This is a genomic window from Dictyobacter kobayashii (assembly GCF_003967555.1).
Classification (GTDB): domain Bacteria; phylum Chloroflexota; class Ktedonobacteria; order Ktedonobacterales; family Ktedonobacteraceae; genus Dictyobacter; species Dictyobacter kobayashii.
The window spans coordinates 2653722-2675360 of sequence record NZ_BIFS01000002.1 but is presented as its reverse complement, the minus strand read 5'-3'; the positions used below and the strand labels follow the sequence as shown (position 1 = coordinate 2675360).

The 21639-nt window shown below is 49.8% G+C and carries 18 protein-coding genes and 2 pseudogenes; 13 read left to right on the top strand and 7 right to left on the bottom strand.

All coding sequences use genetic code 11. The annotated features are described in order from the left end of the window. Positions 1–694: 694 nt before the first annotated feature. Complete coding sequence (locus tag EL645_RS38185; RefSeq protein ID WP_126557593.1) at positions 695–2233, bottom strand: acyl-CoA synthetase; 1539 nt, start codon at positions 2231–2233, stop codon at positions 695–697. Positions 2234–2563: 330 nt separating this feature from the next. Between EL645_RS38185 and EL645_RS38180 the strand changes: the two genes are divergently transcribed. The 3 genes from EL645_RS38180 (at position 2564) to EL645_RS43665 (ending at position 4930) form a co-directional block, all read left to right on the top strand. Beyond that, positions 2564–3916 (top strand): MFS transporter, encoded by a 1353-nt coding sequence (locus EL645_RS38180; RefSeq protein ID WP_126557592.1) that lies wholly within the window; start codon positions 2564–2566, stop codon positions 3914–3916. A gap of 148 nt (positions 3917–4064) precedes the next feature. After that, positions 4065–4340: an alpha/beta fold hydrolase gene (locus EL645_RS45000; protein WP_126557591.1), complete on the top strand. Its 276-nt coding sequence runs from the start codon at positions 4065–4067 to the stop codon at positions 4338–4340. Next, positions 4331–4930 (top strand): alpha/beta fold hydrolase, encoded by a 600-nt coding sequence (locus tag EL645_RS43665; RefSeq protein WP_307720611.1) that lies wholly within the window; start codon positions 4331–4333, stop codon positions 4928–4930. Before EL645_RS45000 ends, EL645_RS43665 begins: the two co-directional genes overlap by 10 nt. Before the next feature lie 18 nt (positions 4931–4948). Here the strand turns inward: EL645_RS43665 and EL645_RS38165 are convergent, their stop codons facing one another. Together EL645_RS38165 and EL645_RS38160 are read right to left on the bottom strand one after the other, a co-directional pair. Then, complete coding sequence (locus EL645_RS38165) at positions 4949–6466, bottom strand: glycosyltransferase 87 family protein (protein ID WP_161978038.1); 1518 nt, start codon at positions 6464–6466, stop codon at positions 4949–4951. 182 nt (positions 6467–6648) lie between these two features. Further along, positions 6649–7947 carry a dihydroorotase gene (locus EL645_RS38160; RefSeq protein WP_126557588.1) on the bottom strand — a complete coding sequence of 433 codons (1299 nt, stop codon included), beginning with the start codon at positions 7945–7947 and terminating at the stop codon, positions 6649–6651. Positions 7948–8177: 230 nt separating this feature from the next. Between EL645_RS38160 and EL645_RS38155 the strand changes: the two are divergent. Continuing rightward, positions 8178–9232: pseudogene (locus EL645_RS38155) on the top strand (quinone-dependent dihydroorotate dehydrogenase). A 154-nt stretch (positions 9233–9386) separates the two neighbouring features. Here EL645_RS38155 and EL645_RS38150 read toward each other — a convergent pair. Then, positions 9387–10337 carry a S1C family serine protease gene (locus tag EL645_RS38150; protein ID WP_126557587.1) on the bottom strand — a complete coding sequence of 317 codons (951 nt, stop codon included), beginning with the start codon at positions 10335–10337 and terminating at the stop codon, positions 9387–9389. A 349-nt stretch (positions 10338–10686) separates the two neighbouring features. Beyond that, positions 10687–12369 (bottom strand): annotated as a pseudogene (locus EL645_RS43655) (acetate--CoA ligase). 243 nt (positions 12370–12612) lie between these two features. Here EL645_RS43655 and EL645_RS38140 point away from each other — a divergent pair. Beyond that, positions 12613–13197: an HdeD family acid-resistance protein gene (locus EL645_RS38140; RefSeq protein WP_126557586.1), complete on the top strand. Its 585-nt coding sequence runs from the start codon at positions 12613–12615 to the stop codon at positions 13195–13197. A 166-nt stretch (positions 13198–13363) separates the two neighbouring features. Here the strand turns inward: EL645_RS38140 and EL645_RS38135 are convergent, their stop codons facing one another. Further along, positions 13364–14152: an acyl-[acyl-carrier-protein] thioesterase gene (locus EL645_RS38135; RefSeq protein WP_126557585.1), complete on the bottom strand. Its 789-nt coding sequence runs from the start codon at positions 14150–14152 to the stop codon at positions 13364–13366. Between the two features lie 402 nt (positions 14153–14554). Between EL645_RS38135 and EL645_RS38130 the strand changes: the two genes are divergently transcribed. The 5 genes from EL645_RS38130 to EL645_RS38115 all read left to right on the top strand — a co-directional run bounded on the left by EL645_RS38130 (position 14555) and on the right by EL645_RS38115 (position 18559). Continuing rightward, a complete protein-coding gene (locus tag EL645_RS38130; RefSeq protein WP_218032275.1) occupies positions 14555–14788 on the top strand; it encodes an SHOCT domain-containing protein in 234 nt (77 codons plus the stop codon). Positions 14789–14901: 113 nt separating this feature from the next. Next, the gene (locus EL645_RS44995) at positions 14902–15027 is read left to right on the top strand and encodes a hypothetical protein (protein ID WP_281276474.1); all 126 of its coding nucleotides are present in this window, start codon (positions 14902–14904) and stop codon (positions 15025–15027) included. 571 nt (positions 15028–15598) lie between these two features. Further along, positions 15599–16888, top strand: a complete 1290-nt coding sequence (ilvA, locus tag EL645_RS38125) for a threonine ammonia-lyase (RefSeq protein WP_126557584.1) — start codon at positions 15599–15601, stop codon at positions 16886–16888. Between the two features lie 262 nt (positions 16889–17150). Next, complete coding sequence (locus EL645_RS38120) at positions 17151–17783, top strand: hypothetical protein (protein WP_126557583.1); 633 nt, start codon at positions 17151–17153, stop codon at positions 17781–17783. A gap of 218 nt (positions 17784–18001) precedes the next feature. Then, positions 18002–18559: an HD domain-containing protein gene (locus tag EL645_RS38115; protein ID WP_161978037.1), complete on the top strand. Its 558-nt coding sequence runs from the start codon at positions 18002–18004 to the stop codon at positions 18557–18559. A gap of 92 nt (positions 18560–18651) precedes the next feature. Here EL645_RS38115 and EL645_RS38110 read toward each other — a convergent pair whose 3' ends face one another. After that, entirely contained in the window at positions 18652–18942 is a 291-nt protein-coding gene (locus EL645_RS38110) for a substrate-binding domain-containing protein (protein WP_246035720.1), read from the bottom strand. 27 nt (positions 18943–18969) lie between these two features. Here EL645_RS38110 and EL645_RS38105 point away from each other — a divergent pair, with 27 nt between their 5' ends. Genes EL645_RS38105 through EL645_RS38095 form a run of 3 tightly spaced genes read left to right on the top strand, consistent with a single transcriptional unit; the run spans position 18970 to position 21554 of the window. Beyond that, a complete protein-coding gene (locus tag EL645_RS38105; protein WP_161978036.1) occupies positions 18970–19893 on the top strand; it encodes an alpha-L-arabinofuranosidase C-terminal domain-containing protein in 924 nt (307 codons plus the stop codon). Positions 19894–19906: 13 nt separating this feature from the next. Next, positions 19907–20860 carry a carbohydrate ABC transporter permease gene (locus EL645_RS38100; RefSeq protein WP_126557579.1) on the top strand — a complete coding sequence of 318 codons (954 nt, stop codon included), beginning with the start codon at positions 19907–19909 and terminating at the stop codon, positions 20858–20860. Between the two features lies 1 nt (position 20861). Next, on the top strand, positions 20862–21554 hold the full coding sequence (locus EL645_RS38095) for a carbohydrate ABC transporter permease (protein WP_246035719.1): 693 nt from the start codon (positions 20862–20864) through the stop codon (positions 21552–21554). Positions 21555–21639 lie beyond the last annotated feature (85 nt).

Here is a 21639-nt window from a genome sequence, read left to right as displayed (position 1 = left end):
ATTATAAATTAATAAAATACAAAGACTAGCTTATATTTCTTGTCAATTGCTCTATCCATACACGAGCTATGCAGGCACTAACGTTACAGATCTACTGCTATTTTTGAGCTATTTAACAATTCCATATGTAAATTTTCTATAGCATTTTCCGTATGAAGTGAGTAGTGAAGAGGCTTCCACTACTCTATACACTTTATATATTTCAAGCAAGCAAGATGAATACGAGATTACAGATCAAGAATATACAACACAGGGCATTCATCAGAAGTAAGTAATCAATATATATTGTATATGCTATTGACTGCCGGTACGTATTACAATTGAAATATTTTCATTCGAGCAGTTAAATAAAATTTGGAGTAGTAAATTGAAGTACATTTTTAGATGGTGCCATTATTGCGGCAACAGGCATAATCTCAATAAAACGCCTATTCATGTATTGGAGGGATTTCATACTTATCGAAAAATAGTTGACGTCTGCGAAGACTGTCAATCTATTAGCCGCCATTGCCACTATTGCACGTTGACACATACTCCAGGAAATTGTTTGGACCAGGATCAGACAAGCATAAAAACCTTAAAGAAGCAGCTCTCTAATCATCTACTCACGATTTAAGTGGAAGAGCAAAGCGGCATAATCCACAGCATTCATAGCGTTTCTAGCTGCTCTCAAAAGCGTGAAGTTCATTCACCCTTAAGAGGATTGTAGCTGTGTGGTCAGAATATGTTTTTGAACTTTGCCCAGCGCGTTACGCGGCAATGAAGCAGCAACGACTATCTGGCGTGGCTTTTTATAGCTGGCCAGTTGCTCGCGACAAAAAGCGATAATTTCTGCAGTTTGCGGCTCACGGCCAGCCGTGGGTACAATGACGGCCACCACCTTTTCACCCATATCAGCATCTGGTAATCCTACTACTGCCGCTTCGGCTACATCTGGATGTGCTTCGAGGACATCCTCGATTTCACGTGGATAGATATTATAGCCGCCACTGATAATCAACTCTCTGGCACGACCCGTAATCGTATAATAGCCGTCCTGGCTATACCAACCTAGATCGCCAGTTTTAAACCAGCCAGCAGCATCAAAAGCCTCCGAGGTTGCGTCCGGCCTCTGCCAGTATCCCGTAAACACATGCGGACCGCGTACCTCGATCTCGCCAATCTCTTCAGCGGCTAGCGGTCGACGCGTCTGTACATCCACAATACGTGCTTCCTGACCAGGGAAGGGGGCCCCCACGGTACCTGCACGCCGCTCGCCTTCATAAGGATTCGTTAGATTCATGATTGTCTCTGTCATGCCGTAGCGCTCAAGAATGCGTTGCCCAAATACACGCTCGAATTCATTAAATACCTGCGGACTTAAGGGAGCCGAGCCAGAGACGAAGAGCCGTAGCTGCCGGGGCTTAATCCCCTGGAGCTCAATTTCGGCCAGTAAACGGCTGTACATGGTCGGAACGCCAAAGAACAGCGTAATATCCTCATTGCTTTGTAAAGAAGCCAGGACCTCGGCGGCTTCAAATTTCTGCCGCAAAATGACGCTGGCACCTGTCAGCAACGTTCCATGGATACCAACCATCAGGCCATGCGTATGAAAGAGGGGCAAGGTCAGCAGGAGGCGATCACGCTCAGTCCAGTGCCATGCGCTGGTAACGGCGACGCTGTTAGCGAGCAGGTTGCGATGCAGCAATAAAGCCCCTTTTGAGCGTCCTGTGGTGCCGGAGGTATAGCCGATAACAGCGGGATCATCGGCCTGGGGCAACGTTATTGAATGCTGCCTATGTTCATTGTCTGCGCTGCGTAGAAAGTCAGAGAGAGAAAGCTGTTCGATCGCGCCAGCTGTGGTTGGTTCATCGATGAGCACCAGGGTATGCAGGGACGTGATCGTCAGTGGCAATATCTCAGCTGCCCCGGCGGCACTGGTGACACACAAGCGCACGCCTGCATCCTGGAGAATATGGCTCAGTTCAACCTTGCGATACTGATTGTTTACCAGCACCACAATACCATGAGCAAGCTGGATACCCAGATAGGCCGTAATAAAGGCGGGTGAATTATTGAGAAATAAGGCTACGCGATCGCCCGCTTGTATTCCTCGGGCCTGCAATGCCTGTGCGAAACGCTCGACCCGGACCGCCAACTGCCCATAACTGATAACCTGCTGCTCAAAAAAGATGGCCGGACGCTCTGGCTGTTTCTGCGCATGCTGAAATATAGCTTCAACGATCGAATTCATGGTGCAGACCCCTCTCTATCTATCTGTCCTTGTATCATACCACAGCTTTATTTCCTATTCCCATACTCAAACGTACTTGCTTTATAAATGCGGCCAACATAGAGGTACTTGACGCATTTAAACATTAGTTTGTATAATAGATATAATACAATATTTAGTGCCATATCTATCTCATTCAACCCATCCCAGAAAATCCCATCAGCCATTTCATCAAGGTACTCAGAGTTACAATCCTGCTATCAATGCCATGCTGGCTTTGATATAGAAACACCACGATATACTGTTGTGTTCAGCTACTCATCCACTAATGGGTAGAGTCAGGAGGTCTCAATGGCGGCGATCTCAACGTCAGAGAACGTCACAATACGCAAGATGCTTCCTATCTTGAGTGCCAGTACCATTGGCACAGCCATCGAATGGTACGATTTCTTCTTGTATGGTTTTTTCTCGGCGACTATCTTCAACAAGCTTTTCTTTCCCCTCCTTGATCCTGTCACAGGCATTCTGGCATCTTTTACTACTTATTACATCGGATTTATCGCACGGCCCATTGGAGGCGCTTTCTTTGGCTGGTTTGGTGACCGCATCGGACGCAAATCAGTGCTGGTGACTACGCTACTTTTAATGGGTATCTCAACCTGTTTGATGGGCCTGGTACCAACCTATGGTCAGGTTGGCATCCTTGCACCAGTGCTGATTACCCTCCTACGTTTTCTACAGGGCGCTGGCGTCGGTGGCGAATGGGGCGGCTCAGTCCTGCTCTCGCTCGAATATGGCGATAACCGTCGCCGTGGATTCTGGACCAGTTGGCCGCAGACTGGCGTACCGCTGGGCCTGGCTCTGGCCGCGATTGTAGTCATTATCACACGTGCCCTGTTTGTAGGGGATGCCTTCACGGGTCTTGGCTGGCGCATTCCTTTTTTCCTGAGCGTAGTACTAATTCTGGTTGGACTCATTATTCGGTTGCGCATCCTGGATACCCCTGCCTTTACTAAATTGAAGGAGGAAAATAGGATCGCCCGGTCTCCTTTCACTGAAGCGTTTCGACATCATTGGAAGGATATTATTCTGACGGCCCTGCTGCGTTCAGGTGAGCAGGCTCCCTTCTATCTGTTCACCACCTTCATTCTTGGCTATGGTGTGACTGCGCTGAAAATTCCACTCAACCTCCTATATGTTGGAATCATCCTTGCGGCCGTTATCTCTTTCGTTTTTATGCCAACGGCCAGCTATGTCTCGGATATCATCGGGCGTAAACGCTGGTTTATGTTCGGAACGGTGCTGATGGCAGTCTTTGCCTTCCCGTTTTTCTTGCTCTTACAAACACGAAATCCGGTAGCAGTTGTCTTTGCGCTGGCCTTTGCAATCGGCATCTGCCATGCCTCGGTCTATGGTCCACAGGCGGCTTTCATTACTGAGCACTTTGGTACAAAATTGCGCTATAGTGGGGCCTCACTAGGGTATCAGCTGGCATCGTTGACGGCGGGTGGTCCGGCACCGATCATTGCTACGCTACTGGTTGCCTACTACCACTCGTATGTCCCCCTGGCTTTATACATTATCCTTATGGCTGCCATTTCCTTTTTTGCGGCCCTGGCACTCAAAGAGTACGCCAATAAAGACGCGCAGGTAGACCATGACGAAATACGTCCATCGCTAGATGCTACAGCATCAGAGGCCTGACCATTTAATTCAGTTGACCTGAATAAAGAGGTAGATCCAATCGCAGACATAGTGCCTGCGATTGGATCTACCTCTTTATTTAATGCTAAAATGAAGGCAAATCGTATTTCATGTATTTGGATGATATTTAATAGTAAGGGATTATACTATGTTGACACAGCCGGTGCGTGAGGAGCAGATCGCCCTCGATGATGTGGCGCTCCACTATGTGCAGTGGGGGCAGCAAGGCACACCTATCATCTGTATCCATGGTTTAACGGCCAATGCTTTCTGTTTCCAGGCCTTTGCCGATTACCTGGCACCATCCCACCGCGTCTTTGCCTACGATCTACGTGGACGCGGCGATAGCGCTAAGCCGGCCCAGGGATACAGTGTGCCCATTCATGCTGCGGACCTGGCACATCTGATTGATGCCTGGAATTAGAGAGACCTGTCATTATAGGTCATTCTCTGGGCGCTATGATTGCCTTATATTTTGCCGCCCACTATCCTGAGAAATTGAGCAAACTCGTTTTGATTGATGCGGGCGCTCCCTATGGCTGGAAGACTGTTGAGGATCAGCCTGTCTGGTTGAAGAATTCAGTCAGCCGCCTGGGTGCCACAACGCCTTCTTATGCAGAATATATTGCTTATCTGCAAGCTGCTCCATATCTCGGCCCCTATTGGAACGCATATCTGGATCTCTATTTTACCCACGATGTTGCTCAGCAGGAGGATGGATCGGTGGTCTCTAAAGTTTCGTTGCCTGGCATCATTGAAGAGGCGATGAATGCCCAACAGGCCAGGCCCGATGAGCAGTGGGCCCATGTACAGGCGCCGACATTACTCTTGCGCGCCGGTCAGAAGCTGCTATATGAACATGATCAACTCTTATCTGATGAGGCGGTACAAAACATTCGTCAGGGCATCTCAGCCTGCCAGTTTCAAGATTTTCCATCACTCAATCACTATACAATCGTCTTTGGCGTCGAACCGGGGCCGGCCGAGGCTATACGGTCGTTCATAGAGAGTTAATGCTCGGTAGCCGCGCAGCTATTCTTCCACCCCCTCAATCTTCGCTTCGGGTGGATTGAGGGGGTGGATTTTTTCTGGCTCACCTGTTCCAGATGGTAGGGGAGTGAAAGGCTGCTCATTAAGCTTTGTGGGGACATCTTCAGCGACATTATAGTCCCAGAAAAGTGCCTGGCTTCTCGCCAGGCTACCACTACGCTGTCCCGACACGACCAGCGGGATCTGTACACCCGGCTGGGATGCGGGCAGGTCATCACCAAATACACCAAGGCGCGCGTTTACTTTGCGCACAGCCTGCCAGAAGGCTTGCAACTGTTTCCAGATCGGTGGGATATCGGGAACCAGCACGCTTGCTAAGAGGAGAAAGAGCGGCAGGAGCTTGCTGGCAACCATCCATTCCCAGGCGGTGCCGCCCGGAATCATACCTAGATTCCCCATATTTTGTACATCGATATGCAGCCAGTTGAGTACGATAAAACAACTGGGCAGGCAGGTGAGCAGGATACAGGTCATGCTGCGCCGCGTCTGGAACTCGGGACAGGTTACTACGCAGATAGCGAGAATATAAGCGAGCGTGCTCCATTGATATTCGAAGACCTGTTCATAAAAACAGAGGAAATATGCCATATACAAGAATACGGCCTTGGGGAGGGCGATTCTTTTGAGCGTCCCCAGAAAGACAACCAGCAGCAGCGCGCAATCTTGTATGCCCTGATAGACAAAATCAGGCCAGTGGGTCATGTAATGGAGTAAAGCCGATAAAGTAATAATTTGATTTGGTCCCAGGGTACCGGATAAGCTGAGATTATTGATTAAGTTATCTATATAATATTTGCCAATCCCCTGATAGAGAAAAATGATGCTGAAGAGTACAAAACAGCCTACACCCACGGCTGCAAGTTTCCAGCGCCCTTTAAAGATCAGCATGGGGACCAATAAAATCCCGATTGGCTTGACCAGCATCCCTAACCAGTAGGTAACACCAATCCAGATGCCCGAGCCTCTTTTTACCAGTAAAATCATAAATAGAAGTAGAAAAAAGTTAAGCACAAAGTGAAATTGCCATGCAGCCAGTTCTAGATAGCTACTGAAGTTCACCAGTATGATAAATGCCGCAAACCCGACGTGCTTGTGTTGGCGAAAGCTCCAGACAAAATAGGCGACCAGCAGTAGCGAAAGGATGGCTTTGCAGAATAACCAGATATAGGGCGATTGGGCCGGATCAAATAGTGCCAGCACAGAACCCAGGGTCAGTGTGAAGATAACATGATAGACATTATCATTGGCATAATTAGGTTGCGCATACTGCGAGCCATCGGATAGCGCCGCCCCGGTCAGGCTCCCCCCATGCCAGAAGGCCCAGGCGCCATCAGGCAGTTGATAAAAATCAATCCCTTTCGCGCCTTCATGCAAGGCCGCCCCACTGAAAAAGATATTAAACCATCCAGTCCACGCGACGGAGATAAGAAAGAGCAGATAGATCAATACACCCAGATAGATCAAACCGTACGTTTTAAGCTGGCGCTGCATCTCTTCCATTCGCATTTCCTTTTTGGCAAACTATCAATACATCCACATCCTATCCACTAATATCGGCTATAAGAGATATTGAAGACAAATGAAATACTCTATTGTTCAGCTATATTAGCAGAAGGAACTACAAATGTACAGATATGAATCAAGACCCACTTCAATCCTGATTCATACCTGTATTACTCTTTTTATATCTTATACTGAAGAGGCGCACCGCTCCCGGGCTGCGCCAGATATGTATCATGCGCAAACGCTAGTGTCCCACGCACAAATACCTGTCGCAGCTTTCCTCTGACTCTGGTGCCAGCAAATGGCGTCCAGCCACACTTTGAGAGTATCTGCTCGTTAGTAATTTCGTATTCCTGCCTGGGATCAATCAATACAATATCAGCATCCTTGCCCACTTCTAGCGCGCCCTTGTTCTTCAGGCCAAAGATGCGAGCAGGATTGACGACACAACGCTTGATGATTTCGCTTAGCTCAACTCTCCCTTCCTGCGCGGCATTGAATAACAAAGGGAGCATGGTCTGTACGCCGGTCATGCCCGATGGCGCCTTCTCGTAGGGTTGATTCTTTTCTTCTTTGGTATGCGGCGCATGATCTGTACCGATGGTGTCGATAACGTCAAAATAGCGCCACAATGCTGCCTGGTCACTCTTGCTACGCAGAGGCGGATTAACCTTGCCAAAGTTGCCCAGCCGCCGCTGGTCCTCTTCGTTCAAGAAAAGATGCAGGGGCGTTACTTCGCAGGTGACGCGTACACCCTTGTGTTTGGCTTCCTGAATAAGCTCCAATTCTCGCTGCGTCGTGGTATGGGCAATATGCAGGACCCGACCAGTCTTTTCGGCAATAGCCAGGGCTCGGCTCAACGCGATCTGGGCACTCAAAGGAGGCCGCGTCCGGTTGTGTTCAGTACTCCCCTGCGAACCAAAATACTTCAACGATTGCTCGTCCTCGGCATGGACAGCGATTGGCTTATCCAGTGGAAAGGTCGAGAAGTGCCGGTAGATCGGCGAGAACTCAGTGACCAGCAAGGAGCCGGTCGAGGAGCCCATGTAGAGCTTCATGGCGGCCACTTGATCGGCCAGGGCGGCCGCTTCCTCGATATTGGTGTCGGTCGCCCCGAAATAAAAACCATAATCGACGACTGCCTTGGCCGCCGCGATGGCCATCTTCTCTTGCAGGTGCGCCCGACTATCGGTCGGCGGCTGGGTATTTGGCATATCCAGGATGGTTGTAACTCCACCCGCCAATGCAGCCTGCGTACCGCTAAGGAAATCCTCTTTGTAGGTACTGCCGGGATCGCGGAAGTGAACATGTGAATCAATAAAACCGGGCAGTACCATAAGCCCATTGGCCTCAATGATCTGCTCGCCCGGTTCAGGGGTGAGCTGTTCAGCCAGCTCGCTTATCTTCTCATCACATGTGCGCACATCCAGGCGCACCGGACCACTTGCCAGTACCACGATACCATTCCGAATCAACATGCCTGCTCTTTCTCCTTACCAATATATCGCTTTTCTGCATGCATACGAACACCAGGAACCCATAGGTACCAGAGTTGATGGGTGCCAACTCTATCTCCTTTTACCTGTACCATATAACATGGCCCCTGGCTGCTAGCATGAGCAAATCAAGTCTATTCCCAAATTCTCGAATTACTATTATACTGGAAACGTTAATTTACTGCGTACTCAGGTTGAAAGATAGGGAGTCAATGCTATTTAAAGCCCTCATTCGTCCGGCCATGTTTCGTACCTCTGCCAACGATCCCGAAATCGCCCATCACTGGTTGATGAATAGAATGGCCACGCTTTCTCACAGTCAAACGGCCCTCAAAATTATTGAGGCCGCCAATGCCTATAAATCACCGGCGCTGGAGCGGGATATTTTCGGCGTGCATTTTCCTAATCCAGTCGGGCTGGCTGGCGGCTTTGATAAAAATGGCATCGCGCTCCCGGCCCTGGCGGCGCTCGGCTTTGGCTTTATTGAAGCCGGTACCGTAACCCGCTATGCGCAACCAGGCAATGCTCGCCCACGTATTTTTCGGCTCTCAGTGGATAATGCTTTGATCAATCGCATGGGCTTCCCCAACGATGGCGCGGATGCTATTCACGAGCGCTTAGCCAGGCTGAAAAAACCTGCCATACCGATTGGCTGGAGCATCGGCAAATCCAAGGTTACGCCTCAAGAAGAGGCGATTGAGGATTACCTCTATTCGTTGCGCAAACTCTATGATTTCTCCGATTTCTTCACCGTCAATGTCAGCTCTCCCAATACGCCCGGCTTGCGCAAATTACAGGATAAAGAGCCGCTGGATCAGCTATTGCAGGCTATCGTGCAGGAGTCGGAAGCGCTTGCCCAAAGGACAGATAGTCCGACAGCCAAAGCGGTACTGGTCAAAATCGCTCCCGACCTGACGGAAGATCAATTAGATGATGTGATTGAGGTCTGCCTGCAGCGCAACATACGTGGCATTATCGCGACTAATACCACCCTTGCGCGCACGGGCTTGCGGCAGACATCGTCCGAAAGTGGTGGACTCAGCGGTCGCCCACTGCACACACGCTCATTAGAGGTGATCCGCTATCTCAGCCAGCACCTGGATAACAAAATACCGATCATAGGGGTTGGGGTATCTTCGGGCCCGATGACGCCAGGAGAACCTTAGATGCCGGTGCCAGCCTGATCCAAATCTATACCAGCTTTATCTATGAAGGTCCGGGCATCATCAAGCAGATTAATCGCCAGCTGGCGCACCCCCATAACTAGCAGCCATAACCACTTCCTTCTGCTTCAGCAATCCTGGTGAACTATTACAATATGAAAGCGAGCAATTCGCCGTTGAATTGCTCGCTTTCGCATGCTCTATCTCTATTATGATGTATATTATTCACGTTGTTCCACAATACACTTTAATTACACTTTACTTCTGAAGGATCTGTGAGAGGGCTGTTTTAACCAGGCTGGATGGGATGGCAAAGCCAACACCATTGGCAGGCGTATTTGACTCTGTATTGATCGCGGCCAATGTTGGAATACCGACCAGCTCACCCTGTTCATTGATCAGGGCACCACCACTATTGCCAGGGTTAATTGCCGCGTCCGTCTGGATAGCATTGTTGATAGTTACATTGTTTGACTCGGTAACACTGCGATTGAGGGCGCTGATAATACCGCTGGTGACGGTTTCTGTAATACCCAATGGATTGCCAACGGCCAGTACATTCTCTCCTACGGTCAATTGACCCGAGTCACCAATCGTGGCGACCTCCATCTTGGCAAAGGGCTGTATACGCACCACTGCCAGATCATCTGCCGCTGCCGTACCTACCAATTGAGCGGTCAGCGTTCGACCATCATCCAGCACAGCTTTGATCGTCTGCGCACCATCTACCACATGGTTATTAGTGATGATATCTCCATTTTTATCGATGATCACACCCGAGCCAAGCTGCTCTCCTTGCGCAGTGGTGATATCCAATTCAACTACCGAAGGCTTGATCTTCTCAATCGCTACTTCCTGCTGCGTCTGCGCCAATGTCGAATTGACGGTTGAGCTCGATGTGCTTGAGGTCGTTGTAGTATGAGTGGTATTCGCTGTGGTAGACGCGCTCCCACTGGCAAATTGCCAACCAGCAAACAGGCCAAACCCAAAGATGATCAACAGGGCAACAGCCATAAAGAAAATGGCTCCTGTGCGCATGCCAGAAGACTTTTTAAGTGGCTGCGGTTCAAGCATCTGAGGTGCTCCTCCTCCCTGTCCATAAGGTGGTACAGGAGTCGTATGCTCTAATACAGCGTTTGCTGTTGGATACTCTGGACGAGCCACATATGGTGTATAAGTTGGAATATATTCATTTTCATCCCTAAACATAATCCTTACCTTCTGCTTTATTATCTAGCACGATTTATCATCATTTTTAGGTGCACATTCTTGTTTGTTTCTCTATTTCTAAGATAGTCTAGAATGATCAAATAAATTCTAGACAAATGTAAAATGAGTGTAAGGAACCATTGCTCCAATTTTGGAGCTTATCTATGTGTACAAACACATTCTCTGTGCGGACGTGCGCTGGCGCGCCCGAGCTGTTTTTATCGTGTGGTGTAGAAAATGCGCTGCAGCGCATTTTCTACACCACACGATAAAAATAATGTTGAGCACCGCAGGTGCGAAATCGCACCGTCAGAGCGTGCGAAGGACGTGGGAATCAATCACGCTTAGATTATGAACCAGCTTTTTTCTGGCGCTCCATTTCACGTAAGGCGATGCGGCGAATCTTGCCTGAAATGGTTTTGGGTAATGTATCTACAAATTCGATTTCGCGTGGATATTTATAGGGGGCGGTCACACGCTTGACATGCTCCTGTAATTCACTGGCCAGTTGAGGGGTTGGCTGATAGCCAGGAGCCAGAATCACATAAGCTTTGACGATCTCACCACGCATGGCATCCGGGCTGGCAATGACAGCCGATTCAGCGATCGCTGGATGCTCCTTGAGGGCACTCTCAACCTCAAAGGGTCCGATGCGGTAGCCAGCTGAGATGATTACATCGTCGGCCCTGCCAACAAACCAGAGGTAACCATCCTCATCTTTATAAGCACGATCGCCCGTGATGTACCAATCCCCACGGATACTGGCTGCAGTGGCCTCGGGATTGTGCCAGTACTCCTGAAACATCCATTTGGGGCGCTCCGGCTTGATGCGGACCGCGATATCGCCTTCTTTGTGTGGTGGCAGTTCCTGCCCATTGTGATCGATCACGCTGACATCAAAGCCTGGTGATGGTTTGCCCATTGAGCCGGGCTTGACTTCAAGCGAGGGAAAGTTGGCGCACAGCAGCACCGTCTCGGTCTGCCCATAGCCATCACGAATGGTCAGCCCTGTATGCTGTTCCCACATGCGTATAACTTCGGGATTTAGTGGCTCGCCAGCGCCCACACAATGGCGCAAGGCTTTGGGTGGATGTGTCTTGAGATGGGCGATCGGCTCATCCAGTACCAGCATACGATAGACGGTTGGAGGGGCACAGAGGGTGGTAATAGGATACGTGTGCAGCATATCCAATGTTTCATTGGCATTAAATTTTCCCCGCGCATCCTGGATAAACATGGCCGCGCCCATCACCCAGGGTCCAAAAAGATTGCTCCAGGCTGCTTTTGCCTATCCAAGCTCGCTGACGTTCCAATGCAGATCGTCTTCGTGCAGGTCCAGCCAGTATTTGCCGGTGATGATATGACCGAGCGGATAGCTGGTATGGGTGTGCAGGACCATCTTGGGATAGCCAACGGTACCGGAGGTAAAATAGATCAAGCAGGGATCATCACTGCTAATCTCTGTCGCAGGATAGTCGGTCGTAGCACTTGCAAGCGCCGTTCGGTAATCGATCCACTCAGAATTTTGTACTGCTTTGTTTTGATCGTTGACCAGGATCAGCTGCTTGAGTGTGGGACAGGCTGCGTGTACCTGGTCAACTTTGGCCATGCCTTCACTATCGGTAATTATACCCTGGACTTCGGCAATGCCGGCCCGATATTGGATATCACTGGCGGTCAGCAGTGTTGTGCAGGGGATGGCGATCGCGCCAATTTTCATCAGGCCCAGAATGCATTCCCACCACTCTGGTAGTCGCGGCAACATGACAAGTATGCGGTCTCCCTTGTGGATACCCTGACGGGAAAACAGCTGTGCCGCCTGACTGGAACGTTCAGCAAAATACTGGAAAGTAAGTCGTTTCTCTTCACCCTGCGGTCCAATCCATAGCATTGCCAGCTTGTCGGGATCATGGGCCCATTTCCCGATTACATCGACGGCAAAATTAAAATGCTCTGGAACGTCCAGTTGAAAACGGCTCCTCTCAACTTCATAGTCAAGCATATGTGGAGTTTTAGGTTCAGATGTGGCCATGTTTCTACAGCCTCCTCAGGCTACAATAAACGAACGACACAAACAACGGCGTTTGGAGTACCACATCCATATAATACCATTTAAAAGCATACCATGAAGAAATGCTTGACTTGCATTCATTCTGTGCTATATGAGGGCCAATCTGCATACATCTGAAATCTCCATCTTTTGGATGAAGACAAGCATTGTAACTTACTTTATACTCACGATACAAACCGCACATAGATACAAGGAGGCTCTACCATGATTAATGCATTCCATATCGTTCAACGCCGGCAAGCCTGGTGGATTGTACTACTTGAAGGAATCGCAGCATTTATACTCGGTTTGTATCTCATCATTTCGCCGTTTAAGGCTGTCGCCTTGATTGCCACAGCGATTGGTTTCTACCTGCTAGTGATGGGTGTCCTGGCACTGGTAGATGCCTTTTCCCATGATAGCGCATCTAAAGGATGGAAGGCGATCTCAGGGCTCGCGGGTATCGTTGGTGGCATTCTAGTAGTTTTGAACCCTCTCTTTGGGGCTGCACTTATTCCTTCTGTCCTGATTCTCTATCTGGCCATTCTCTGCCTGGTTCATGGCTTAACGCAGTTCATCGGCGCGGCACGAGGAGCCGGTCCAGAAGCTTTCAGTGTTGGAGTACTCAGTATACTTCTTAGTGCTATTCTCTTTATCGTGTATCCGCTTTTGCTGGCTGCCCTGCCTTTTGTGCTGGGAATCTGTGGCATCATCGGTGGAATTTTGCTGATGGTGATGGCATTTAGTATGCGGCCACAACAACAGTTACAGTCACAGCCACAAGTTCAAGTCCCCCCAACCTGGACATAAACGGGCTGTCTGCAGAATGTAGCAACAGTCATTGAGATTGCGCCAGTTTAGCACTGTGAGTGTGCTAAACTGGCGCTTCTATCTATTTCTGGCAATATATACTTGCTCATTAAATTATGTATATTTTTTATAGTATCCGTGCTAATCTTGCTAAAAGCAGCACCATTTATAATTGTGCGGCGTTTTCAGCGGTGTGCCAGAGCCAGCGCGAACGGGCGCGCGCCAGCACAAGATCACCACGCATCACCTGTTGATAACGCGTAAAAGTGTGTCCAGCTGCAGGGAATTCATCAAACCAGGTCTTGATTTCCAGGGTCTCACCCAGGCGGGCGCTCTCTAAATACTCAATATCATATTGCTGGGCCGTCAAAATAGCTGTCTCGGGTGTGATACCAGCCCTGATATAAATCTCCCAGGCCGCATTATCCAATACCTCGACATAGGCCGCATTATTCATATGTTGCATGAGGTCCGTATCTGAAAAACGTACACTATAGGTAGTAGTCTCAGGCGTGTCCTGGGGGGCAGGCGGAAAAGGAGCCTCAGGACTGGGAGCCACCGGCCCTTCCGGTAACCAGATCGCAGCGGTGCCTTCAGGCATCCGTGCTGGCCTACCACGCTTATCGACATAGACCCAGAGCGAGCGGGCAGCAATCACAGGTTGATCATGGCTTGCAGTGGAGATGCGTGCCTCATAGCCACGCTGCGCGGTAATACGCGTAAAACCCATGCCATAAGTCTGCATTTCTAAGCGGGTATGCATCTGTACCGGGGCCGCGAAGTCAATCACAGTTCGCTTAATGATCCAGTAGCCATCTCCCGGCAACTGAATATCTTCGGCATCCAGGGCAGCTATATCCTGCATGTAGCGTAAAAAAGCACTGGGGGTAAGATGACCATAGCAATCACCTTCATCATAGCGGGCCGTATATGTATGACAAAATTGTCGTCTCATTATCACTCCTTCATTAGCTTTCTTTGATTATAAGCTACAAACTCTGGCTTCCGCTACGCTCAGATAAAAAGGCAAAGACTCTCCGTCCTTCCGGGGGAAGGACGGAGAGCCAGGGCAAACACTATCCTTCTCTGGGCCGGCCGTTCGATAGCCCACTACTTTTTGTCAAACCATTTCCACCCTTTGGATGATCCATTGGAGATAAAATATATCTATACTACTGATAAACTTGAATAGCTAACGACATTTTAAAAGCAATCGTAAACGCCGCCTGGATGTGGCTAACTCCGCTGCCACGAGCTCAACTCGCCGAAGTGATCAGTTGTGAGGAAACGGATGCGCCTGTCAGGCAGCTGCGCTCATACGATTGAATAGCATGGCATGTAAATAAAGGAGAACACGGTGAGTAGAAGAAAACGACCTGCACCGCCAACCTATATGCAACCAACATATCCACCAAAGTTTCCGTCTGCTTCATCGCCTGGCCGCAAACAACCGCTGCCATCGGCCCGCCCAAAATCGCCGGCAGATGAACGCATATCGCAATTAAAAGCTCTGGGTGAACTACATGCCTCAGGCGTGCTCAATGACCAGGAGTTTGAGCGCGAAAAACAGCGCATCCTGGCACAACCGTAACATATTTTCATTGCAGACAATAAAAACCATCAATGCGGCGGCCATCAATGGCCGCTTCCTCTCCTCGCCAGGCGGCGCGTCCCCTGTGTGTCCCTCCATCATAGCGTCATTTGATGCAGAAAGATATTTTTGAGCACCAGGCCCCACCCTATCTTTCGCGCCAGGGCTTTTTCATGTTCGTCCAGAGTTCACGAGCCAGCGATACGATGGACCTGCTTTCAGGTGTGGAGTGTGCGTAGTGGGCGCCTGCAGCCTCCTCCCTCCTGCAAACATGGAGATCACAAGCCAGCGATACGAGGCCCATTCTTTCAGGTGTGGAGTGTGCGTAGTGGGCGCCTGCAGCCTCCTCCCTCCTGCAAACATGGAGATCACAAGCCAGCGATACGAGGCCCATTCTTTCAGGTGTGGAGTGTGCGTGGTGGGCGCCTGCAACCTCCTCCCTCCTGCAAACATGGAGATCACAAGCCAGCGATACGAGGCCCATTCTTTCAGGTGTGGAGTGTGCGTGGTGGGCGGCCGCGGCCGCCCACCACGCACACTCCACACTCCCAACCCGGCGCCGCAGGCGCCAAAGAAGAAAAGTAAAAGCCCTTCTTTTGCGCGGCGGCCTGTATCAGTAAGGGCTATACTTCTGATAAAATAAAGGAGCAGAGTTTGCTGGAAGCAAAAAAGGGCTAAGAGCGCCTGCCTCTTATTTATAGATTTATTCTATTTACAAATCTATAGAAAAATCCAGGCTATGATCATCTTGCTCATCTGCATCTATAGTGATAATGTAGTCACAGGTTCCAGAAAGGACTGGTAGATACGATGGCTTCCCTTGAAAAAAAAGGTTCAACAGAGACAATGCCGGAAAATCCAGACAAAAACATTTATAAGGCACCAGTTACTATCGCTGATATCTGGCAGGCCCAGCAATATTTAAAACCATTCATTGAACATACACCACTTGTACGCTCACGTCCATTGAGCGAGGCGACCCAGGCCAATATTTATCTTAAGTTTGAACAGATGCAGCGCGGTGGCTCCTTTAAAGTACGTGGCGCTACCTATAAGCTCTCGCGCCTGACAGATGAGCAGCGCCAGGCTGGAGTGATTACCGCTTCCGCCGGCAACCATGCTCAGGGCGTTGCCATTGCGGCCGCGCAATTGCATACCCCCTGTACTATTGTGGTCCCGGAGAATGCACCGCTAACCAAGGTCACCGCTACCCAGAGCCTCGGTGCACATGTTATTTTATCTGGCGCCACCTATGATGATGCTGTGCAACATGCCTTAAAAATACAGCAGGAAACGGGCGCCACCTATATTCCCGCGTTCGATGACATCGATATTGTCACCGGCCAGGGAACGCTCGGTCTTGAGATGCTGGCCGAAGTGCCCGAGGCCGATATGATTGTGGTTCCCATCGGGGGTGGCGGCCTTATTTCTGGCATCGCGCTGGCCGCGCGTGCTTTAAAACCATCAATCACCATTATCGGAGTTGAAGCGGCGGGGGCGGCCAGTATGCGTGCCTCTTTGAATGCAGGAACCTTACAAACGCTGCCCGCCATTGCCACCATCGCTGATGGCATTGCCATCAAACAGCCAGGCAAGATTACTTTTCCGATCATTCAGCAATTAGTGGATGATGTGGTGCTGGTCGACGATGAGCAGATCATCAATGCGGCCCTGCTTTTAATGGAGCGCCATAAGATACTGGTTGAGGGCGCGGGTGCGACCGGGGTGGCAGCCATCTTGAGTGGCAGCATACAGCTTAAAGACAAGCATGTGCTGGTCCCCCTGACCGGTGGGAACCTGGATATTAATCTACTAGGTCGTTTTACCGAACACGGCCTGGTAAACGCCAGCCGTTACCTGGCACTCCATGTCAGCCTGGCCGATCGTCCTGGCGAGCTCGCCAATATGCTGAACATTGTAGCGGGTATGCGCGTCAATATTATCGACGTGCATTACCAGCGCGTTTCCAGCCAGATGCCCTTTATGAAACATGAAGCCATGGTCACGGTTGAGACGCGCAACCGGGCCCAGTGTGAAGAACTACTCCACAGCCTGCGCGCTGCCGGCTACGTCGTTGAAGAGGCCCAGGCACTCCATTAATTTGCCCTGGCCACTCTTCTTCATACAATCTAGCACATAGCAAGTGTCCCTCAGGAGACACTTGCTATGTGCTAGATGCCCAATGTACTTCATAGATAGATGATTTGGCTGTCAGGACACACCTGGCTTCTATAATTAACAATACAAAAGCGCTTATAAAGTCAATCTGGAGTGATCTGGTCAGTTAGTTTTAGTGTCCCAGAGACACTTGCACTCTTTCCATATTTAAATTCGTTTATCTTATAAGGAGGTAAGAAACGTTTTGTCTGCGCCAACAAATCCCGATTTCGAACAATATCGGCAACGCCTGCTACTCCGCCGCCGCTATTATCCCATTTATGGGCTTTTACTGGTGATAACGGGTGGACTGGGTGTACTTGGGCTTGCCTCGCTCTATCTGGACAATCCGCTGTCGCTGCTGGCCTATGATCAACCTGGAGGGCTCTTGCATGTCTTCCTGTTGCTGGCCTTCCTGGCCTTCATTATTGGGGGCATTCTCTGTATCATCTATGCGTTCAGAGCGCCCAGGCTGGCCGAAATCCAACGCTATCGCCAGTCGGAACGGCATCGTCTCTTTCTCCAGGCCAGCGGCAGTTCCGCGCCCTGGTGGAGTCGGTTGATCATTCGGATCTTGCTTTCACTGCTTGCGCTGCTCTTTTGTGCCGGAGGTATGCTCGTAATAGCTCAATTTGGACCCGGCGCCCTCGATGGCTGGACCTATCTGCTGATCAGTATCTTTTTGATCAGCCTGGTCGGCTACTTTATTCCTAGAGAACTGCGTAAATTGCCCGCTCTCAGTGCCGAGCAATTAGCCCAGAGCTGGATCGCTGGAGAAGCCACCACCGGCGATGAAGCCCGGGTGGAAAATACGGCATTACCAAAAGAAGAAGAGTGATTCACGTGCAACAGGTTACATTTAAGAAGTGTGGACCAGGCTTATGAGCCAGGCACGTAGGTTGTACACAGCAAAATTTAATGAGCTTAAACTCTTGATAACACCAGCTTAACTCAAATAGTGTAGTGTAAAGCCACACGCCAGAATAAACAGTATTGATACACATCAACTTTATGCTGGCCAGGGTGTATTCTATTCCGGAAAGGCTTATCAAACACATGCACTTTGTTGAACCATTTAGTACGGCCGATCAGGCCTGGCAGGCACTTGTAGAACAACAGGGAATGAGCGATGGCGAGGTAATCGATCTCTGGCAACATCAGCTTCAGACGGCTGAAGAATTGCGTTTGCGCGGTGCGGATGAAGAATTAATTATCGCTGGCTTGCTACACGATCTGGGTGATGGTCGTGTTCAGGAATGCGACCATGCAACCTGGGCTGCCCATAGTGTACGACCGCTCTTAGGTGAGCGTATCGCCTGGGTGATTGGTGCCCATGCCGAGGCCAAGCGCTATATGTGTACCGTCGATACTGATTACTGGGGCACGCTTTCAGCCGTTTCACAGAAGACACTGCTACGCCAGGGTGGTTTGATGGCCCCTGAAGAAGTTGCGGAATTCCAACAAAGTCCATGGTTTTCAGATGCACTCTTCTTACGCCAATGTGATGATGCAGGCAAAAAAGCAGATCATCGCGTGGCTGATCCACAACTCTACCACGATATGCTGGACCGCGTGGTGCAGCAAAGGCGAAACAATTCCGCTGCGACGGCGTAGCGGAATTTGAGGATAATAGATAAAAAGCCAGGGAATACCGCATTCCCTGGCTTTTTATCTATTATCCTTATATATTATGATAGCCTATAAGATCATTGTGTTTTTAAATGGTTACGCACAGGTATAGTGTAAGAACTGAGACCCAGGGTACTCTCACGTACGATTAATTGGCAGGGCACTTCTACGCGCTCAGGTGGTCCTGTACGTGTACCATCAATACGCCCCAATAGGAAGGCCATCGCAAGATGACCGATTTTCTCTTTGTCGGGGGAAATAGTAGTAAGTGATGGTATGGCATAACGACTATCTTCAATGTCATCAAAACCGACCACAGCAATATCTTCAGGTATGCGATATCCCGCTTCATGTATGGCTCCTGGCAAATTGGCCGCTTGAGCGCTGAGGATTATGTGAAAAAGGCCCGCGAGTTCGCCAAAGTGATGAAGTGGACCGATCCCAGCATTCAACTGGTTGGCTGTGGTGAAACAGGTTGGACGGAATGGGATCAGACGGTGATCGCTGGTTTAGCACCTTTGATTGATTATTATAGTCTCCATCTCTATACCGGTAGCGATGATTACTATAGCAATGTGTTGGCCCCGGCACTGGTTGATTTTGCCCTGGAGAGCTGTCGGGCCACTATCGATCGCGTACGTTTCAGCCAGCAGATCAGCCATCCTATCCATATTGCGTTCGACGAGTGGAACGTCTGGTATCGTCAACGTAGCGCCGAAAGTGCCCTGGAAGAGCGCTATAACCTGGCCGATGCCCTGGCGGTCTCCTCTTACCTCAATAGCTTTGTCCGCCATAGCGATATCGTGAAAATGGCCAACCTGGCCCAACTGGTCAATGTGATTGCCCCTATCTTTACCAGCAAAGAAGGCTTATTCTTGCAGACCATCTATCATCCACTCCGACTCTATGCGGAACAACTGCAAGAGGTGACGCTGGATGCCTATGTTGATTGCAAGCAATTGACCTTAACCGCGGACCAGGAGAAATCACGCTGGTCACCCTCAATTGCTGCTCTGGGACCCTTTAACGCCCTGGACGTGACGGTCACCAGGGATTCAACTGGACATGAGTTTGCGCTCGCAGTGGTAAACCGCGATCTGGAGCAAAACCATACTACCACCATCCAGTTTGCCGATCCTACGATTATCACCAGGGGCCTGGTCTACGAGGTTAATGCTCCAGATCCAGCGAGTGCGAATTCTTTTGAGCAACCTGACGCTGTTATTGTACAGGAGCACCAGTTGGAACTCGAGGATGGGAACATCACTTATACATTTCCAGCCCACTCGCTCACCATTTTACGTTTACATATAGAATAATTCATTCTTTACAATGTGGAAGAGGCATCAAGGATGCATAAAGCTTCCAGCTTATGCCTCTTCCTCTCTATTTGAGAGAGCGACCAGCATCCAAACAGGCATCTTTTCTTTTACGGTCCTTCTGGGCTTCGTGCTACCATTTTTGCTAGTCTACGCGATCTTCGTCATCTGGCCAATTATTTTTGGCTTTCGCATGAGCTTTTTTAACTGGACGATTGGTAAAGGTGGCACGCAATTTCTGTGTATAGCGAACTATCAAGAATTATTTGGGGATGCAGCAGTGTGGAGTTCGCTCTGGAATACAATTCTCTTTACTATTATCAGTACACCGATCCTGGTTGTTATTGCGCTTATCCTGGCTCTGTTGGTCAATCGAGCGATTCCGGCTCAGGGACTTTTCCGCACAATTTTCTTTGCTCCTTTTGTGTTGCCGGTTTCAGTGGTTACCATTATCTGGGGCTGGCTCTATCAGCCTGGCTTTGGCTTGATCAATGGTGCCCTGACATCCATTGGGTTACAAGAGGTTCCCTGGCTGAGCGATACACATATCGCGATGCTATCCATCGTCCTTTTGACGGTCTGGTGGACTGTGGGCTTTAACTTCGTGCCCTATCTTGCTGGCATGCAACAAATCTCACGCGAACTCTATGAGGCGGCCAATATCGATGGAGCCGGTGGCTGGGCCCGCATTCGCTGGATTACCATCCCCTTGCTCAATCGTTTCACGGCTCTCATCGTGATCCTGCAGGTCATCGCTTCGCTACAACTGTTTACTCAGACTTACTTGCTAACTGCTGGTGGCCCCAACTATTCTACACGTTCCATCATTCAGTATATCTATGAATCTGGTTTTACCTCGTTTCGCATGGGCTATGCCTCGGCCATATCCTATGTCTTCTTTGTGATCATTTTGCTGGTCTCAGTGATTCAGTTTGTTTTGTATAACCGTGAGCGAAAGGAGCAGTAAGATGGCTGCACAACAGATACAGGTTGAAGCTCCTGAAAAAGTGGAAAATAGACCTGGCAATCGTAGGGGAAAAGTGGCTTACTGGGCGGCCTTTGCTTTACTGGTCCTGCTCGCACTGATCTGGTTGATTCCGTTGGCCTGGGCGATTGATACCGCGCTTAAACCTGAGAGTGAAACTACGGCGGTCCCCATATCCTGGTTCGCCTCTCATTTTACACTGGATGCGTTTATCACGACGCTAGCAACCAGCAATTTGCCCCGTTGGACATTTAATAGTGCCCTGACCTCTATCGCGATCAGCTTGCTGACTGTCGTGCTGGCCAGCCTGGCGGCGTTCGGCATCTCACGGGTGCGCTTCCAGGGCCGTAACCTGGTCTTCTGGATTATCCTGGCTGGCATTATGGTCCCCGGTCAGATCTTGATTGTACCATTGTTTACCCAGATGCAGGTGTTCAACATGGTGGATACCTATTGGGGCATCATTTTGCCTCAGGTTGCCTCACCGGTTGCCGTCTTCATCTTTAAGCAATACTTTGATGGTATTGGGCTGGCCACAGTTCAAACTTCATTCGGCATTCGCTATGCTCAGATCATGGCAACCGCCGTTATTGGCAGCATCCCGGTGTTGATCGTCTTCCTGTTTTTCCAGAAGCAAATTGTAGAAGGTATAGCAGGCACGGGTTTAAAGGGCTAAGGTAGTGTTTGCTTCCCATAGGTATGGGAAGCAAACAAATCGTTCCTGTGCGGACGTGCGCTGGCGCGCCCGCGCTTTTTTTGTA

Coding starts and splice junctions, on each gene's coding strand:
- EL645_RS44995 (WP_281276474.1), top strand. CDS start 14,902: ATGCAGAAAGATATTTTTGAGCACCAGGCCCCACCCTATCTTTCGCGC.
- EL645_RS38150 (WP_126557587.1), bottom strand. CDS start 10,337: ATGTTTAGGGATGAAAATGAATATATTCCAACTTATACACCATATGTG.
- EL645_RS38140 (WP_126557586.1), top strand. CDS start 12,613: ATGATTAATGCATTCCATATCGTTCAACGCCGGCAAGCCTGGTGGATT.
- EL645_RS38115 (WP_161978037.1), top strand. CDS start 18,002: ATGCACTTTGTTGAACCATTTAGTACGGCCGATCAGGCCTGGCAGGCA.
- EL645_RS38180 (WP_126557592.1), top strand. CDS start 2,564: ATGGCGGCGATCTCAACGTCAGAGAACGTCACAATACGCAAGATGCTT.
- EL645_RS38185 (WP_126557593.1), bottom strand. CDS start 2,233: ATGAATTCGATCGTTGAAGCTATATTTCAGCATGCGCAGAAACAGCCA.
- EL645_RS38135 (WP_126557585.1), bottom strand. CDS start 14,152: ATGAGACGACAATTTTGTCATACATATACGGCCCGCTATGATGAAGGT.
- EL645_RS38165 (WP_161978038.1), bottom strand. CDS start 6,466: ATGGAAGAGATGCAGCGCCAGCTTAAAACGTACGGTTTGATCTATCTG.
- EL645_RS38160 (WP_126557588.1), bottom strand. CDS start 7,947: ATGTTGATTCGGAATGGTATCGTGGTACTGGCAAGTGGTCCGGTGCGC.
- EL645_RS38100 (WP_126557579.1), top strand. CDS start 19,907: ATGTGGAAGAGGCATCAAGGATGCATAAAGCTTCCAGCTTATGCCTCT.
- EL645_RS38095 (WP_246035719.1), top strand. CDS start 20,862: ATGGCTGCACAACAGATACAGGTTGAAGCTCCTGAAAAAGTGGAAAAT.
- EL645_RS45000 (WP_126557591.1), top strand. CDS start 4,065: ATGTTGACACAGCCGGTGCGTGAGGAGCAGATCGCCCTCGATGATGTG.
- ilvA (WP_126557584.1), top strand. CDS start 15,599: ATGGCTTCCCTTGAAAAAAAAGGTTCAACAGAGACAATGCCGGAAAAT.